This is a genomic window from Chromohalobacter sp. 48-RD10 (assembly GCF_029889785.1).
Taxonomy (GTDB): Bacteria; Pseudomonadota; Gammaproteobacteria; order Pseudomonadales; family Halomonadaceae; genus Chromohalobacter.
The window spans coordinates 168,868-183,676 of sequence record NZ_JARANX010000002.1; the positions used below are offsets into that span (position 1 = coordinate 168,868).

12 protein-coding genes are annotated in these 14,809 nt (G+C 62.1%); 7 read left to right on the plus strand and 5 right to left on the minus strand.

The genetic code is table 11. The annotated features are described in order from the left end of the window. The first annotated feature begins 22 nt into the window (after positions 1-22). Positions 23-1,531, plus strand: a complete 1,509-nt coding sequence (gene glpK / locus OP496_RS03630; RefSeq protein ID WP_280562108.1) for a glycerol kinase GlpK — start codon at positions 23-25, stop codon at positions 1,529-1,531. Positions 1,532-1,553: 22 nt separating this feature from the next. On the opposite strand, the gene cydC is transcribed toward glpK, so the two are convergent. The 4 genes from cydC to OP496_RS03650 are packed head-to-tail and all read right to left on the minus strand — an operon-like array spanning position 1,554 to position 7,405. Next, the gene (gene cydC / locus OP496_RS03635; protein WP_280562109.1) at positions 1,554-3,263 is read right to left on the minus strand and encodes a thiol reductant ABC exporter subunit CydC; all 1,710 of its coding nucleotides are present in this window, start codon (positions 3,261-3,263) and stop codon (positions 1,554-1,556) included. Further along, on the minus strand, positions 3,260-4,975 hold the full coding sequence (gene cydD / locus OP496_RS03640) for a thiol reductant ABC exporter subunit CydD (RefSeq protein ID WP_280562110.1): 1,716 nt from the start codon (positions 4,973-4,975) through the stop codon (positions 3,260-3,262). Before cydD ends, cydC begins: the two co-directional genes overlap by 4 nt. A 3-nt stretch (positions 4,976-4,978) precedes the next feature. Beyond that, the gene (gene cydB / locus OP496_RS03645) at positions 4,979-5,980 is read right to left on the minus strand and encodes a cytochrome d ubiquinol oxidase subunit II (RefSeq protein ID WP_280562111.1); all 1,002 of its coding nucleotides are present in this window, start codon (positions 5,978-5,980) and stop codon (positions 4,979-4,981) included. 3 nt (positions 5,981-5,983) lie between these two features. Continuing rightward, a complete protein-coding gene (locus OP496_RS03650; protein WP_280562113.1) occupies positions 5,984-7,405 on the minus strand; it encodes a cytochrome ubiquinol oxidase subunit I in 1,422 nt (473 codons plus the stop codon). 327 nt (positions 7,406-7,732) lie between these two features. On the opposite strand from OP496_RS03650, the gene OP496_RS03655 reads away from it, so the two are divergent. The 3 genes from OP496_RS03655 to OP496_RS03665 are packed head-to-tail and all read left to right on the plus strand — an operon-like array spanning position 7,733 to position 10,759. Next, entirely contained in the window at positions 7,733-9,490 is a 1,758-nt protein-coding gene (locus OP496_RS03655) for a carbon starvation protein A (RefSeq protein ID WP_280562114.1), read from the plus strand. After that, positions 9,477-9,773 carry a cory-CC-star protein gene (locus OP496_RS03660; RefSeq protein WP_280562115.1) on the plus strand — a complete coding sequence of 99 codons (297 nt, stop codon included), beginning with the start codon at positions 9,477-9,479 and terminating at the stop codon, positions 9,771-9,773. The genes OP496_RS03655 and OP496_RS03660 overlap by 14 nt, the downstream gene beginning before the upstream one ends. A 44-nt stretch (positions 9,774-9,817) precedes the next feature. Continuing rightward, positions 9,818-10,759, plus strand: coding sequence for an ArsA family ATPase (locus OP496_RS03665; RefSeq protein WP_280562116.1), 942 nt, complete (start codon positions 9,818-9,820; stop codon positions 10,757-10,759). A 12-nt stretch (positions 10,760-10,771) separates the two neighbouring features. On the opposite strand, the gene OP496_RS03670 is transcribed toward OP496_RS03665, so the two are convergent. Beyond that, positions 10,772-10,936: a hypothetical protein gene (locus tag OP496_RS03670; protein ID WP_280562117.1), complete on the minus strand. Its 165-nt coding sequence runs from the start codon at positions 10,934-10,936 to the stop codon at positions 10,772-10,774. Between the two features lie 226 nt (positions 10,937-11,162). On the opposite strand from OP496_RS03670, the gene OP496_RS03675 reads away from it, so the two are divergent. Genes OP496_RS03675 through OP496_RS03685 form a run of 3 tightly spaced genes read left to right on the plus strand, consistent with a single transcriptional unit; the run spans position 11,163 to position 14,801 of the window. Next, positions 11,163-12,509: a paraquat-inducible protein A gene (locus OP496_RS03675; RefSeq protein ID WP_280562380.1), complete on the plus strand. Its 1,347-nt coding sequence runs from the start codon at positions 11,163-11,165 to the stop codon at positions 12,507-12,509. After that, positions 12,502-14,145: an intermembrane transport protein PqiB gene (pqiB, locus tag OP496_RS03680; RefSeq protein ID WP_280562119.1), complete on the plus strand. Its 1,644-nt coding sequence runs from the start codon at positions 12,502-12,504 to the stop codon at positions 14,143-14,145. The genes OP496_RS03675 and pqiB overlap by 8 nt, the downstream gene beginning before the upstream one ends. 11 nt (positions 14,146-14,156) lie before the next feature. Further along, positions 14,157-14,801, plus strand: a complete 645-nt coding sequence (locus tag OP496_RS03685) for an ABC-type transport auxiliary lipoprotein family protein (protein ID WP_280562120.1) — start codon at positions 14,157-14,159, stop codon at positions 14,799-14,801. Positions 14,802-14,809 lie beyond the last annotated feature (8 nt).

Below are 14,809 nucleotides of genomic sequence, written 5' to 3' on the forward strand. Positions count from 1 at the left end.
CGAACACGAGGAGCGACCTTCCATGAGCAATGCAAAGAAATACGTACTCGCGATCGACCAGGGTACGACCAGTTCCCGCGCCATGCTGTTCGACCACGACGGCCAGATCGCCGGCATCGCCCAGCGCGAGTTCGAGCAGATATTCCCGCAGCCGGGCTGGGTGGAACACAATCCACGCGACATCATGACCAGCGTGCTGACGACGCTTACCGAGGTGATCAACAACACGCAGGTCGATGTCTCGGAAATTGCCGGCATCGGCATCACCAATCAGCGCGAAACCACCGTCGTCTGGGACAAGAACACCGGTCAGCCGGTGTATAACGCCATCGTCTGGCAATCACGTCATTCGGCCGAGATCTGTGATGAGCTGCGTGACGCCGGGCATGCGGAGATGGTCCGCGACAAGACCGGGCTGGTCATCGATGCCTATTTCTCGGGCACCAAGCTCAAGTGGATCTTCGATAATGTCGAAGGTGTAAAGGAAAAAGCCGACAACGGCGAGCTCCTGTTTGGCACCATCGATTCCTGGCTGGTGTGGAATCTGACCGGCGGCGAGGTGCATGTCACCGACGTTACCAACGCTTCGCGGACGATGATGTTCAACATTCGCAATCGTCAATGGGACCCGGAACTGCTCGAGTTGTTCGGCGTGCCCGAATCGATGCTGCCCGAGGTCAAGTCCTGCAGTGAAGTCTATGGCAAGGTGCTGCCGAAATATTTCTTCGGCAATGAGCTGCCGATCGCCGGTATGGCCGGTGACCAGCAAGCCGCGCTGTTCGGTCAAGCCTGCTTCAACCCCGGCATGGCCAAGAACACCTATGGCACCGGTTGCTTCACGCTGATGAATACGGGTCCGGAAGCTACGGCTTCTGAAAACGGCCTGCTCACGACCGTCGCCTGGGAGATAGACGGCCAACTCGAATACGCCCTCGAGGGCAGCGTGTTCGTGGCCGGTTCGGTGATCCAGTGGCTGCGCGACGGCCTACGCATGCTGGGCAAGTCTTCCGATTCAGAAGCCTATGCCGAGCGCGCCGGCGATAACGACGGCGTCTACCTCGTACCGGCGTTCACTGGTCTGGGCGCACCTTATTGGGACTCCAACGTCCGCGGCGCGATGTTCGGCCTGTCGCGCGGCACGAGCAAAGAACATTTCATCCGTGCGGCGGTAGAATCCATGGCCTACCAAAGTGCGGACGTTCTCCACGCCATGCAGGCCGATGCCGGCCTCCAGCTCACCGAACTGCGTACCGACGGTGGCGCTATCGCCAACGACTTTCTCGCCCAGTTTCAGGCCGACATCCTGGGCGTGGATGTGCTGCGTTGCGCGGTCAATGAAACCACCGCTCTAGGCGCCGCCTACCTGGCCGGTCTCGCGCTGGGCTTCTGGGAATCGCGCGAGCAAATTGCCAAGCAATGGGCCATGGACCGCCACTTCACACCCCAGATGCGCGTGGAAAAGCGCGACGAGCTCTATGAAGGCTGGAAGTGCGCCGTCCAAGCGACCATGGGCTTTCATGTGGCTTCGTAAGCTTCACTTGCCACGTTTTTAATTATAGTACTAACGCCCTATCGCAGTGCGGTAGGGCGTCGCGGCGATGGGCGAACATCAGCGCGGTGCGCCCGTCGAACCAGGTGTCGAGACGCTCGGCGACCGTCGTTGCCGTGGCGGCGTCCAGCCCCGCCAGCGGTTCGTCGAGCAACACCAGCGGCGCATCGCGCAGGATCACCCGGGCCAGCGCCACGCGGCGTGCCTGCCCACCGGAAAGCTGGCGCCCGGCTTCGCCGACCCAGGTCTCGAGCCCGTGTGGGAGTTCGCGCGCCCAACCGTCCAGATCGACGATCCATAGCGCCTGCCACAGGGCACGTTCGACGGCCGCTTCATCCAGGTCGTGCTCGACCGGCAATCCCAGGCGCAGGTTGTCAGCCAACGGGGCATGAAAAAGCTCGGTGTGCTGGGTCAGGTAGGCGAGTCGTGTGCGCAACGCTTGCGGCGCCAAGCCGCGTAGATCCTGCCCCGCCAGTTGCACGCTGCCCGCCTCGGGATCGAACGCGCGAACGACGAGCTGAGCAAGGCTCGACTTGCCGCTGCCCGAGGGGCCCAGCACGGCGACACGTTCGCCGGCCGCCACGTGTAGATTGACGTCTTCGAGCGCAGGCGTGGTGCCCATGCCCGGATAACGCAGCGTCACTGCCTCGAAGATGAGCGACGGCGCCTCGGCGCTCGCCAGGCAAGCCTCGCCGTCGTCACTCGCAGGTGCCGCCGCCTCGGCATTGAGCCGCGCGGCAGCCGTACATGTCGCCCCAAATTGCACGAAGGCGCCCGGCAGCATGGCGAGGCCTTCATTCAGGGCGAGTACCGCCAGTGGCAACATGCTTGCCACTGGCGCCGACATCTTGCCTGCGGCGAACGCAAGCAGCGCCAGGCAGAGAATCGCCACAGCGGTGCCTTGCACGGTCAAGGTGACCAGCGCATTGCCCAGCGCGGCGCGGCGGGCCAAACGCCGCTGATCGTCGAGCAACATCCGCTGCTCATGCTCCACTCTTTCCCGGTGGGCGCCGAGTACGCCGAAGGTGCGCAACTCGGCCAGGCCCTGCAGATGTTCCAGAGCGCGAACGCGCAGGCGCTCCAGCGTTTCGACGCGTCGCGCGCTTGGGTCCCGTCCTGCCACGGCCATGCCCAGCGTAACGATCCCCCATAACGGCAGCATGATCGCCAGCAGCACACCGCCCAGCGCGGGCATGGCCAGCGCCTGGATGCCGGCGACGACGAGGATCGCCAGCAGCCCCACTAATGGCGGCGCCAGCAAGCGCAGATAGAGATTGTCGAGCGCGTCGATGTCGGCGGTCAGCCGATTGAGCCATTCGCCGGCGCGGTAACGCGCCAGTTCACGGCCCGATAGCCGTGACAAGCCGGCAAAGGTGCGCCCGCGAATATCCGCCAACAGACGCAGCACGGTGTCGTGGTTATAAAGGCGCTCGGCATAACGCGCAGCGGTACGCCCCACGGCGAAGAAGCGGATACCGCTACCTGGGGTGAAGACATCGATCGTCGCCGCGCCACCCGCCGCGAGTGTCATCCCGGTCAGCGCTGTCGCGGTGATGAACCACCCCGACAGCGTCAGAAGCCCAATAGCGAACAGCAGCGTCGCCAGCATCAGCAACGCCCCGATCAGCAAGCGTGTACGCTGCTCGCCCATCAGGCGCAGCCATGGGCCTAGCGCCTTTCTAGTGGGCCCCTGCATGACAGTGGACTCCTTCATGACCAGGCCTCCGACGATACCGGTACGTCCTGTGAAGACAACTGGCCCGCCTCGAGACGCAACACGCGGTCGGCCATGCCCATGACGGCGGGATGATGCGTGGCGATGACCAGAGTACGGCCTTGCGCGACCAGTTGCGTCAGTCCCTCGATCACGCGGCGTTCGCTGTCAGGGTCGAGGCTGGCCGTGGGTTCGTCGAGCAATACCAGGGGCGCGTCACTGAGGAATACCCGCGCCAGCGCCAAACGGCTGGCTTGCCCGCCGGAAAGCCCCAGACCACGCTCGCCGAGGGACGTGTCGAGCCCCTCGGGCAAGGCTTTCAGCAAGTCACCGAGCTGAGCCGCATTAAGTGCCTCGCGCAAGCGGTCGTCACTGGCATTTGGCGCGACCAGGCGTAAATTCTCGGCCAGCGTGCCCTGCATCAAGAACGGGCGCTGATCGAGCCAGGCCAAGCGTGTCTCCGCACGCAACGCGACCTCGCCCGCCTCGGCCTCGACGAAGCCGGCGAGCAGTTGTAGCAGCGTCGACTTGCCGGCGCCCGATGGTCCGACCAGCGCCACCACCTCGCCATCGTCGATATCGAGATCGAGTGGCCCCAACACGCGGCCGCGCCCGGCATGCGCCACACAGACCTCGATCAGGCGCGCCCGTAGCTTCGTCGCGTCGTCGCACTCATCGTCTAGAGCCTCCATGCGTGGACCCTTTGGTGGCGTCTGCGACAGCAATTCGCACAGGCCCTCGGCGGCACCCAGGGCACTGGCGCGGTCGTGATAATGCTGGGCAAGCAAGCGCAGCGGCTGGAAGAAATCCGGAGCCATGAACAACAGGAACAACCCGCTGAACAGCGTCAGTTGGTCGGCCGGACCCAACTGGATGTAGCCCAGCAACCCGAAGCCGATATAGATGGCAATCACCGCAATCGACACCGAGGCGAAGAATTCCAGCACCGCCGAGGAGAGAAACGCCACGCGCAGCGTTTTCATGTTGCGTCGCCGGTAGTCGTCGGCCACCGCCGTGACTTCCTCGGTGGCCTGACGGGTGCGACCGAACAGCTGCAAGGTGGTCAACCCGCGCACGCGATCGAGGAAATGCCCCGCGAGACGCGTCATGGCCTGAAACTGTTGCTCGTTCAAGCGCTGAGCACCCATGCCGATCAACGCCATGAACAGCGGAATCAACGGCGCCGCGATCAGGAAGAACAACGCCGCCAACCAGTCCAGCGAGAACGCCACGCCGAGAAAGATCAGCGGCAATACCACCGCCAGCGTGGCCTGGGGCACATAACGCGCGATATAGCCTTCCAGCGCTTCGACCTGATCGACCAGTTGTGCGGTACTGCCGGCGCTATGCCGCTGGGCGAGATGCACCGGCCCCAGCGCCGCGAGATGATCGAGCACCTGGGCGCGCACATGTGCCTTGACGCGCAGCCCAGCTTCCAGACCGCTGGTCTCCTGCAGCCACTGCGCCAGCCCGCGCACGATCACCGCGCCAGCCAACGCCGCCGCATAGGGCCATAGCGTGGCCAAGGCCGACTCGTGGACCACGACAGCGCTGATCAACCATGCCATCAGGCCCAGTTGCGCGAGTGTCGCGAGCCCGCCGACGACACCGGCGACAATGGCGAGGCTCAGCCAGCCGCGTACCTCACGGGATTGCGCGGCCAGCCATTGGCGCGACGCACGCGCCGGGGTTGGTGCTTGAGATCGGGACACGGCTCAGTGATACCCGTCGCCGACACGCACCTTGCCGCGGAATACCCAGTACGACCAGGCGGTGTAGGTCAGAATGATGGGCACCACGAACAGCACGCCGATCAGCAGGAAGAACTGTGACTCAGGTGCCGAGGCGGCATCCCACAGGGTGTAGTCCGGTGGAATGACATACGGCCAGCGGCTCACCAGCAGCCCCAGATAAGTGAAGACAAACATGCCCAAGGTAAAGAGGAACGCCATCAGCTCACGCCCCTTGCGGTTGGCGGCATAAATGCCAATCACACAGGCCAAGGCCAACGCCGGCAGTAGCCAGATCACCTGCATGTGGTCGAACCAGCGTTCCCAGACGCCCGGGTCGATCCACGGCGTCCACAGGCTGACGACAGCGAAGACAACCACGACCCCGACGAGCAACTTGGGTACCAGAGCACGCGCCCAGTCACGCACATGCCCCTCGGACTTGAGCACCAGCCAGGTCGCGCCGAGCAGTGCATAGCCGGCCACCAGCCCGAGGCCAGTGATCACCGAAAACGGTGTCAGCCAGTCGAGCGCCCCGCCGGTGAACACGCGATCGGCGGTCTCGAAACCTTCGATATAGGCCCCCACCACGGCGCCCTGGGCGAAGGCCGCCACGAAGGAGCCACCGGCAAAGGCCGCGTTCCACCAGTTGCGCGTACGTCCTGACTTGAAGCGGAACTCGAAGGCCACACCACGGAAAATCAGGCCCGCCAACATCAGGAAGATCCCGATGTACATCGCCGGCAACAGGATCGAATAGACCAGCGGGAAGGCCCCGATCAATCCGGCGCCTCCCAGTACCAGCCACGTCTCGTTACCGTCCCATACCGGGGCGACGGAATTCATCATCACGTCACGCGCATCTTCGTCCGGGGCGAAGGGAAACAGGATACCCAGCCCCAGGTCGAACCCATCCATGAGCACGTACATGATCACGCCGAAGGCGATGATGACGGCCCAGATCAACGAGAGATCGAACATTTCCATGGCTTAGCTCCTGTTCGGGGCGCGGTCGTCGCGCGCATCATCGAAGGGCACGTGGGCAGCGGACATGGGCCGCGCCGGACGGTCGTGGCTATCCAGATCCTCCGTATCGTCGTGTTCATCGAGGCCCTGATTGATCACCTTGCACAGGTAATAGACACCGGCGATGAAGATCACGGCATAGACGGCGATATAGCCCAGCAGCGTGAACAGCACCATGCCGCCACTCAGCGAGGGGGTGATGGCATCGGCGTAGTCGAGCACGCCGTAGATCAGCCACGGCGAACGCCCGGTTTCGGTCACGAACCAGCCTGCGACCACCGCCACGAAGGGCGCCAGACTCATGCCTTGTAGCCCGCGCAAGAACCAGCGGCTGCGATAAACACGCCCGCCCTTGCGTAGCACCAGTCCGGCAACGGCAAAGGCAATCATCAGAAGACCCAGTGCCACCATCACGCGGAAGCTATAGAAGGTGATCCACACTGGCGGCTGTTGCGCACGGTCGATTTGATCGAGCCCCGGCACCACACCGTCTGGGTCGTGACGCAGGATAAGACTGGCACCATTGGGAATGCCGATCTCGACGCGGTTGGCCTGCAGATCGCGGTCCGGCAATGCGAACAGCAATAGCGGCACGTTCGACTCGGTTTCCCAGTTACCTTCCATGGCGGCGATTTTCATCGGCTGGTGTTCCAGCGTATTCAGGCCATGCTCATCACCGACGAAGGCTTGCAGCGGCGCCAGAAACAGCAGCAGCCATAGCGTCATCGACAGCGCACGCTTGTGGGCATCGATATCGCGACCGCGCAGCAAGAACCAGGCACTGACCCCGGTCACCACGAAGCCACCGGTCAAGAATGCAGCCAAGGCCATGTGCGTGAAGCGGTACGGGAAGGACGCGTTGAAGATCGCATCGACCCAGGAAGTCACATGGATCACCCCTTCGCGGATCTCATAGCCATCGGGGGTCTGCATCCAACTGTTGGTGGCCAGAATCCAGAACGCCGAGATGAACGTCCCCACGGCGACCATCAGCGCAGCGAAGAAATGCACCGCCGGCGAGACACGATGCCGGCCGAATAGCAATACCCCCAGAAAACCAGCTTCGAGGAAGAACGCCGTGACCACCTCGTAACTCAGCATCGGGCCGATGAAGTTCGCCGCCATCTGCGAGAAGTTGCTCCAGTTGGTCCCGAACTGGAACGCCATCACGATGCCGGACACGACGCCCATGCCGAAGACCACGGCGAACACCTTGGTCCAGAACAGGCCGAGACGATCCCAGACGCGGTTGCCCGTGGACACATAAAGGCCCTGCAGCACGGCGATATAGGAGGCAAGCCCAATCGTGAAGACCGGGAAGATGGCATGAAAGGAAACCACGAATGCAAACTGCAACCGCGACAGGAGAATCGGATCTAGCGCCATGGCTGACTCCTTGAAGCTCGCATGATCAAAAGGTCATCGGAAAGAGGTGGTCATAGCCGAAAACGGCCCGCCGCCTGGGTCTTATTGTTTCGTTTCCAATACCCCTACATCGTAGAGGGTTTATATAGCCTTAAAAAGCGCTGTGGCGGGGTTTCATATGTGTCGCGTTGCCGCACGGCAAATTGCCGCATGCGCGCCGATGTCGCGGTTGGCTTCGTTCTGCGTCATTCGTCTAACGGAGAACACCATCTTCTTTTTGGTAGAGTAGTTATATCAAATTAGTATTTTTTTGGCGTCCGGCGCTACCGCTTTCGACAAGGATCACTCATGAACGCTATCTGGATCGCCATTTTCGGCGCTGTGTGTTTCGTGTTGGGCTATCGCTTCTATTCGAAGTTCATCGCCGAACGCATTTACCGACTCGACCCCGACTTCCAAACGCCCGCTCACGCCTATCAAGATGGCGTCGACTACGTGCCCACCAACAAGTGGATTCTGTGGGGACACCACTTCACCTCAGTGGCTGGCGCAGCGCCCATCGTGGGGCCGGCCATCGCCATCTACTGGGGTTGGCTGCCGGCCATTCTTTGGGTCGTGCTGGGCACCGTGTTTGCCGCCGGCGTGCATGACTTCGGTGCCGTGGTGCTGTCCAACCGCCACAAGGGCCATTCCATCGGCACGCTGGCCAACAAGCTGATCGGCCAGCGTGCCAAGCTGCTGTTCCTGTTCATCATTCTGATCCTAGTTTTGATGATCAACGCAGTCTTCGCGTGGGTCATCGCCAAGCTGTTCATCACCTTCCCCGCCAGCGTGCTCTCGGTGTTCATCCAGATTCCTTTGGCGGTGTGGATCGGCTATCGCGTCTATCGTCACTCGGGGTCGATGCTCCTGCCCTCGGTCATCGCCCTCGCCGTCATGTATAGCGCAGCGCTTTTGGCCAGCGAGGTACCCATTCTACAGATCGATCTGGTCAGTTGGTTCGGCGGCGCCGACGCGGCGGTAGCGGGCGGCTTCGATGCCACCTCGATGGCCTTTTTGGTATGGATCGTGGTGTTGATGGTCTACGTCTATATCGCGTCGACACTGCCGGTCTGGAAGCTGCTTCAGCCGCGTGACTACATCAACTCGCATCAGCTGGTGGTGGGGCTTGCCCTGCTGTATCTGGGGCTTCTATTCGGGGCGCCGGAGATGACTGCCCCCAGCGTCAATGGCGAAGCCGATATCAGCTGGTATCCGCTGCTGTTCATCACCATCGCCTGCGGGGCCATTTCCGGGTTTCATGGCCTGGTCGCCTCGGGCACGACGTCCAAGCAGCTCGACAAGGAAACCGACGCCCGCTTCATCGGCTATGGCGGCGCCTTGGGTGAAGGCATGCTGGCAATGATCGCGATCATCGCCGTAGGCACGCTGTTCGCCTCCAGCGCAGATTTCACCGCTACCTATTCCAGCTTCTCGGCGGCCGGTTCCAGCGGTCTCAGTTCCTTCGTGAAAGGTGCTGGCCAGCTCGCCGGTAACCTCGGTATTCCCGAGCACATGGGCTCGACCCTGGTCGCTGTGATCGTGGTCAGCTTCGCCGCCACCACGCTGGATACCGCCGTACGCCTGATGCGCTACATCATCGCCGAACTGGGAACCGAGTACGGCATGCCGGTCATCGCGCGCAAGCATGTCGCCACCAGCATCGCCGTCATCGCCAGTGCCGCGCTGGTGATTCTGCCGGAAGGACCCAACGGCTTCGGCTCCGGCGGTTACTTGCTGTGGCCACTGTTCGGCACCAGCAACCAGTTGCTGGCCGGCATCACCCTGATGCTGGTCTCGGTGTGGCTCAAGCGTCAGGGCCGCCCGGTCGTCTTCACGCTAGTACCGATGCTGTTCCTGCTGGTGATGACGCTGTGGGCCATGGGCCAACAAGTGATCTTCACCTGGTCGGGCTTCGGCGATGCCGACCGCAACTTGCTGCTGTTCACCTTTGGCAGCTTGATCATGGTATTCACACTGTGGATTCTGCTCGAGGCTTCACGTAGCTTCCGTCAGGGCGGCGTTCCTGCGCAGCAGCAACAGCCGAGTTCCGATGAGTCGCGCTGATGACGAACGGACCGCGTCCGCCGGCTGGCGGACGCGGATCAAACGGCTCATCGAGGGCTACGACGCGGTGCTGAGCCTTCAGCACCGGCGTGAAATCGTCCGCGAACTTCAGGATGAAGAAGATCTCTTCATGCTGCTGTGCTTCTGCGACATGATGGGGATCCCCAATCCCGTCGGCGACATGACCCTGGAGCTCTATCCCTATATGCTGGACCGCTTTCACGAGTGGCACCAGCGTCAGGGCATGCCCCGCTCGCCCCTGGATGGTTTTCGCTGCTGTTGAGCGGCGCCGATGACGCGTGGCACAACCGAGGAGAGACAGCCGATATGGCCAAAAGCCTTTTTTTCGGCGGCAAGGGCGGCGTCGGCAAGACCAGCTGTGCGACCGCTTATGCGCTGAGTTGCGTAGATGCCGGATGGAACACCCTGCTGGTGTCCACCGATCCGGCCCACAATCTGGCCGATCTCTTCGGTCGCCAACCCGGCCCGACACCGACGTGCATGCGCCCTGGCCTGGATGTCGTCGAACTCGATCCCGATCACGAGACGAAGCGTTATCTGGATGAGGTCAAGGCCAACATCAAGCCCATGGTGAGCGGTGAACGTAGTGCGGCGGTATTCCGCCAGCTCGATCTGGCCCGCCATGCCCCCGGCACCGAGGAAGCCGCCTTGTTCGATGCGCTGGTCAGCCTGTTGCTCGACACCGGGCAGCACTACGACCGTTTGATCTTCGATACCGCGCCGGGTGGCCATACCGTGCGTTTGCTCGCGCTGCCGGAGATCATGGGTGCGTGGGTGGACGGCTTGATGCAGCGTCGCCACAAGGTGCGCAGCGACTACAAGGCCTGGCTGGGAGACGGCGAGGTGGTCGATGACCCCATTCAGGAGGCGCTGATGCGCCGACGCGGACGCCTCGCCGCCGCTCGCGAACACTTGACCTGTCCTGCGCACTCGGCAGTGATTCTGGTCGCCAACCCGGAACGCCTGCCGGCGCTGGAAACAGCGCGTACGCGTGATCTGTTGGAAGCCAACGGCCTGCATGTCAGCGCCGTGGTCATCAATAAATGCCTGCCCACTACGGTCGATAGCCAATGGGTCGCCAACTGGCGCGAGGAACAACAGCCCTGGATCGATCAACTCGAAACATCCTTCGCAGATCGCCTATGCATACGCATCGAACATCAGCCCCATGCACCCGCTTCAATCGACGATCTACGGCCTCTCAACGATGCCCTTGACGTGCTCTCGCCGTGGCACACGCACGCCTGATTCGCTCGCTCATTAGCGACCACCGATAACTGATACGACGAGCCATGTCGTATAGGCGATAAACGTCGCCAACAGCCAGACTGCCTCCAGGCGATTGATGCGCCCCTGGCCCTTCCAGCCGATACCGAATACGGTCAGCGCCAGGGTCAAGCCCGCCATGCCCGGCCGATCCCGCATGAATACCTCGCTATTCTAGCGCAATCGGCCGGGCATGCTACTGACAAACATACGCACGTGAATGTACGCTATTCACGCTACTGATCTTCTCAGGCAAGAGTCTGTCGGAATATCCCCGCGCCGAATTGCTATAGTGCATCCATCATTCGGTACCATGAACCTATGAGCGAGAATGAGTTTGGCAGATAACGTTTCGTCACAAGCGCCTCATCACTCGCCATGCGACATGGCAACGTCGGTGGCGACGACGCGCCACTCACGGCGACGTCTGCGCGCCTGTCACGAATGCGATTTGCTCGTGGCGCTGCCGCCCTTGAAGCCGAGAGAAAAGGCCGAATGCCCGCGTTGCGAACATATACTGGCCACACGTCACGACAAACCTGCCGAGCGTAGCCTCGCACTGGCCGTCGCCGCCTTGATCATGCTGACGCTGTCGGTGTCTTTTCCCTTCATTAGTTTCGAGGCCCGTGGCGTCACCAACCGCATCGAGCTGACCGAGACCGCCTCGACACTGGTCGGCTTCCACGAACCACTGGTGGCAATTTGCGTGCTGCTGACCGTGATCATCCTGCCTACGGTCTATCTATGTAGCGTCATCTGGCTCTCGCTGGGGCTTCTCAGGCGCCGCATTCTGCCCTATTCACGTGGCATTGCCCGCGCCCTGAAACACTTGACGCCGTGGATGATGGCCGACGTCTTCGTCATCGCCGCGCTGGTCAGTCTCATCAAGATTGCGGGAATGGCAGATGTCAGCCTGGGGCTCTCGTTCTGGACGTTTTGCGCCTATGCCTTGTTATTGCTGCTCACCACCCAGTCCATCGACACCGACTGGATGTGGTTCGCACTGGCCAGCGAGCCCTTGGCACCGGAAGGCGCCCGCTCGGGTGAACCCGCGACGCCGCAAGGCTTGAGCGGATGCACAACCTGTGGGCTGGTCAATCGTCTCGATGCCCAGGGACACGGGCGCTGTCGACGCTGCGGGGAAACGCTGCACGCACGAACACCCGGCAGCCGCCAACGCACACTGGCCCTGCTGCTGGCTGCGATGGTGATGTACATTCCGGCGAACCTTTACCCGATCATGAGCACGACATCGCTCGGCAACACCTCGCCCTCGACCATCATTGGCGGCGTCATGCTGTTTCTGCAGCACGGTGACATCCCCATCGCGGTGATTATCTTCACCGCCAGCGTGGTGGTGCCCATCGGCAAGATTCTCGCGCTCGGATGGTTATGCTACGCCGTACGCCATCGTGGCGAGCCGCTAAACAATGTCACCCGCGTGCGCCTCTACCGCATCACCGAATTCATCGGACGCTGGTCGATGGTGGATGTGTTCGTGGTCGCCATCCTCGTCGCACTGATCCGCGCGGGCGAACTGATGTCGATCTCGCCGGGACCCGCCGCCCTCTCCTTCGCCAGCGTGGTGATCATCACCATGCTGGCGGCCCACAGTTTCGACCCGCGCATGATCTGGGACGATCTTCCCCAACGTCCTCGACGCACATGGCGGAACCGCCTGCCACGAGATATCGCTACCGTTTCACCACGCAAGGAATCCGACGATGCCTGAAGCTCCACAGCGCGCGACACGCCAATATCGCCGCCGCCTATCGCCGATCTGGATCGTGCCGTTGGTAGCGGTCCTCATCGGCTTATGGATGCTTTACGACAATTTTTCCGGCCTCGGCCCCACGATCACGCTGCAGATGGAAAACGCCGAAGGCATCGAAGCCGGCAAGACGTTGATCAAGACACGCAATGTCGAGGTCGGCCGCGTCGAGGATGTGACGCTCTCCGACGACATGTCGCATACCGTGGTCACCGCGCGCATGCAACCCGACACCGAGCGCATGCTCAATGACGATGCGCGTTTCTGGGTGGTCAAGCCACGCATCGATCGCGAAGGCATCAGCGGCCTGGGAACCGTGCTGTCGGGGGCCTACATTCAGTTGCTGCCCGGTCACGGCGATGAGCCCCAACGCGACTTCGATGTGCTCGATCAGCCCCCGGTCGCGCCCCCCGACGCCCCAGGAATTCGCATCAACCTGGTCAGCCAGGTGGGCAGCTCACTGAGCGCCGGCGACCCGATCACCTATCAAGGCTTTACGGTAGGCCGCGTGGAGAACACCGAATTCGACCCCGACGAGAAGGAAATGCGCCACCGCCTATACATTCAGTCGCCTTATGATGTACTGGTCACCGACACCACACGCTTCTGGGTCTCGTCGGGGGTCGATCTGCGCCTGAACTCGCAGGGCTTCCGCGTCAATGTCGAGTCGATGGAGTCGCTCATCGGCGGCGGCGTAACCTTCGGCGTCCCCGAGGATGTGGAGATGGGACAGCCCGCTGAACCGGAAGCGACCTATCAATTGTTTGGCGACGAAGAAAGCGCCCGTGAAGGGACTTTCGATCGTTATCTCGACTATGTGCTGCTGGTCGACGATACCGTGCGCGGGCTTAGTCACGGCGATCCCGTGGAATATCGCGGCGTACGCGTCGGTACCGTGGAAACCGTGCCGTGGCATTTCGCGGCGCCGCAGCCCAACGCTCTGGACCGCTTTGCGATTCCCGTGCTGATTCGCATCGAGCCGCAGCGCTTCGACGACACCATGCAAGATTTCGATGCCGATGAATGGCGAGATCGTCTCCAGGGCATGTTCGAGCACGGCCTGCGGGCGACGCTCAAACGAGGCAACCTGCTGACCGGGGCACTTTTCGTGGACCTGAACTTCCATGACGATCCTGAGCCTTACGAGCCGCTCACCTTCGAGGGCAAGAAGGTCTTCCCGACGACCACCGGCAGTCTCGCGCAGATCGAGGAGAAAGTCTCGAACCTGCTCGACAAGCTCAACGACGTGCAGATCGAGCCCGTCCTCGACTCACTGGACGAGACGCTGACGACCACGCAGAACACGATGCAGCAAGTCAACGAGATCGCCGACTCGGTGGACGCACTGCTCGACGATCCAGCCACGCGCGAGCTGCCCAGCAATCTCAACAAGACGCTGCGCCAGACCCGCGACACGCTGGATGGCTTCTCCCCAGACTCACAGGGTTACCGGGAACTCAACGATACGCTCTCGCGGCTCGAGTCATTGATGCGCGACCTGCAACCCGTAGCACGCACGCTAAGCGAGAAGCCCAACGCTCTGATCTTCGACAGCGAAGACGCTCCTGATCCGCAACCGAGGGCTCCACGCCAATGACCGAGATGACGATGGCATTCACTCATGCCGAACGCCTGACACGCCCGGTGCGGCTTCTCGCTGCCGCCGGGATGGGACTTTGCATGTCGATTCTGGTCGGCTGTGCCGGACAAGGCATCGACCAGTCCCGCTATACGCTCCCCAGTGAAACGCAAAATATCAATGTCGCCGGCAGCGACTTCAGGGGCAGTATCTCGCTCGCACCACCGCGCATGGCTAACTACCTGAAGGATGACGGCATCGTCATGCAACTCGATGACATCCGCATCCATCAGGCACGCCACCACCTATGGGCCGAACCCCTTGATCGCCAACTGCAGGAACGCATGCGCCAGCATCTCGGTCAGGCACTGCCCAACGCCGACGTGCTGCGTCGCGGCCAGTCCGCCGAAGCGCCCTCGCCGGCGCTGCATGTCCAGCTCGACGTCGACCGCTTCCAGGGTCGCAACGACGGTATGGCCGTGGTCGGCGGCCAGTGGCGTGTCCGTGACGATAACGACCGCACGCTGTCGCGCGAGTCCTTCGAGATCGAGCGTCCGCTGAAAGACGATGGCTATCCTGCGCTGGTGCGAGCACTGGGCTCGGCTTGGGGTACCCTTGGCGATCGTTTGGCCAATACCCTCGTGGAGGTAGCCATCACGGCAGAGAAAGAATGAACCTCGCG

Bases quoted from the DNA above. Each gene is read 5' to 3' on its own strand.
- OP496_RS03660 (WP_280562115.1), top strand. From the start codon at position 9,477: ATGAGTCGCGCTGATGACGAACGGACCGCGTCCGCCGGCTGGCGGACG.
- glpK (WP_280562108.1), top strand. From the start codon at position 23: ATGAGCAATGCAAAGAAATACGTACTCGCGATCGACCAGGGTACGACC.
- cydC (WP_280562109.1), bottom strand. From the start codon at position 3,263: ATGAAGGAGTCCACTGTCATGCAGGGGCCCACTAGAAAGGCGCTAGGC.
- OP496_RS03655 (WP_280562114.1), top strand. From the start codon at position 7,733: ATGAACGCTATCTGGATCGCCATTTTCGGCGCTGTGTGTTTCGTGTTG.
- OP496_RS03685 (WP_280562120.1), top strand. From the start codon at position 14,157: ATGGCATTCACTCATGCCGAACGCCTGACACGCCCGGTGCGGCTTCTC.
- OP496_RS03670 (WP_280562117.1), bottom strand. From the start codon at position 10,936: ATGCGGGATCGGCCGGGCATGGCGGGCTTGACCCTGGCGCTGACCGTA.
- OP496_RS03650 (WP_280562113.1), bottom strand. From the start codon at position 7,405: ATGGCGCTAGATCCGATTCTCCTGTCGCGGTTGCAGTTTGCATTCGTG.
- cydB (WP_280562111.1), bottom strand. From the start codon at position 5,980: ATGGAAATGTTCGATCTCTCGTTGATCTGGGCCGTCATCATCGCCTTC.
- pqiB (WP_280562119.1), top strand. From the start codon at position 12,502: ATGCCTGAAGCTCCACAGCGCGCGACACGCCAATATCGCCGCCGCCTA.
- OP496_RS03665 (WP_280562116.1), top strand. From the start codon at position 9,818: ATGGCCAAAAGCCTTTTTTTCGGCGGCAAGGGCGGCGTCGGCAAGACC.
- OP496_RS03675 (WP_280562380.1), top strand. From the start codon at position 11,163: ATGGCAACGTCGGTGGCGACGACGCGCCACTCACGGCGACGTCTGCGC.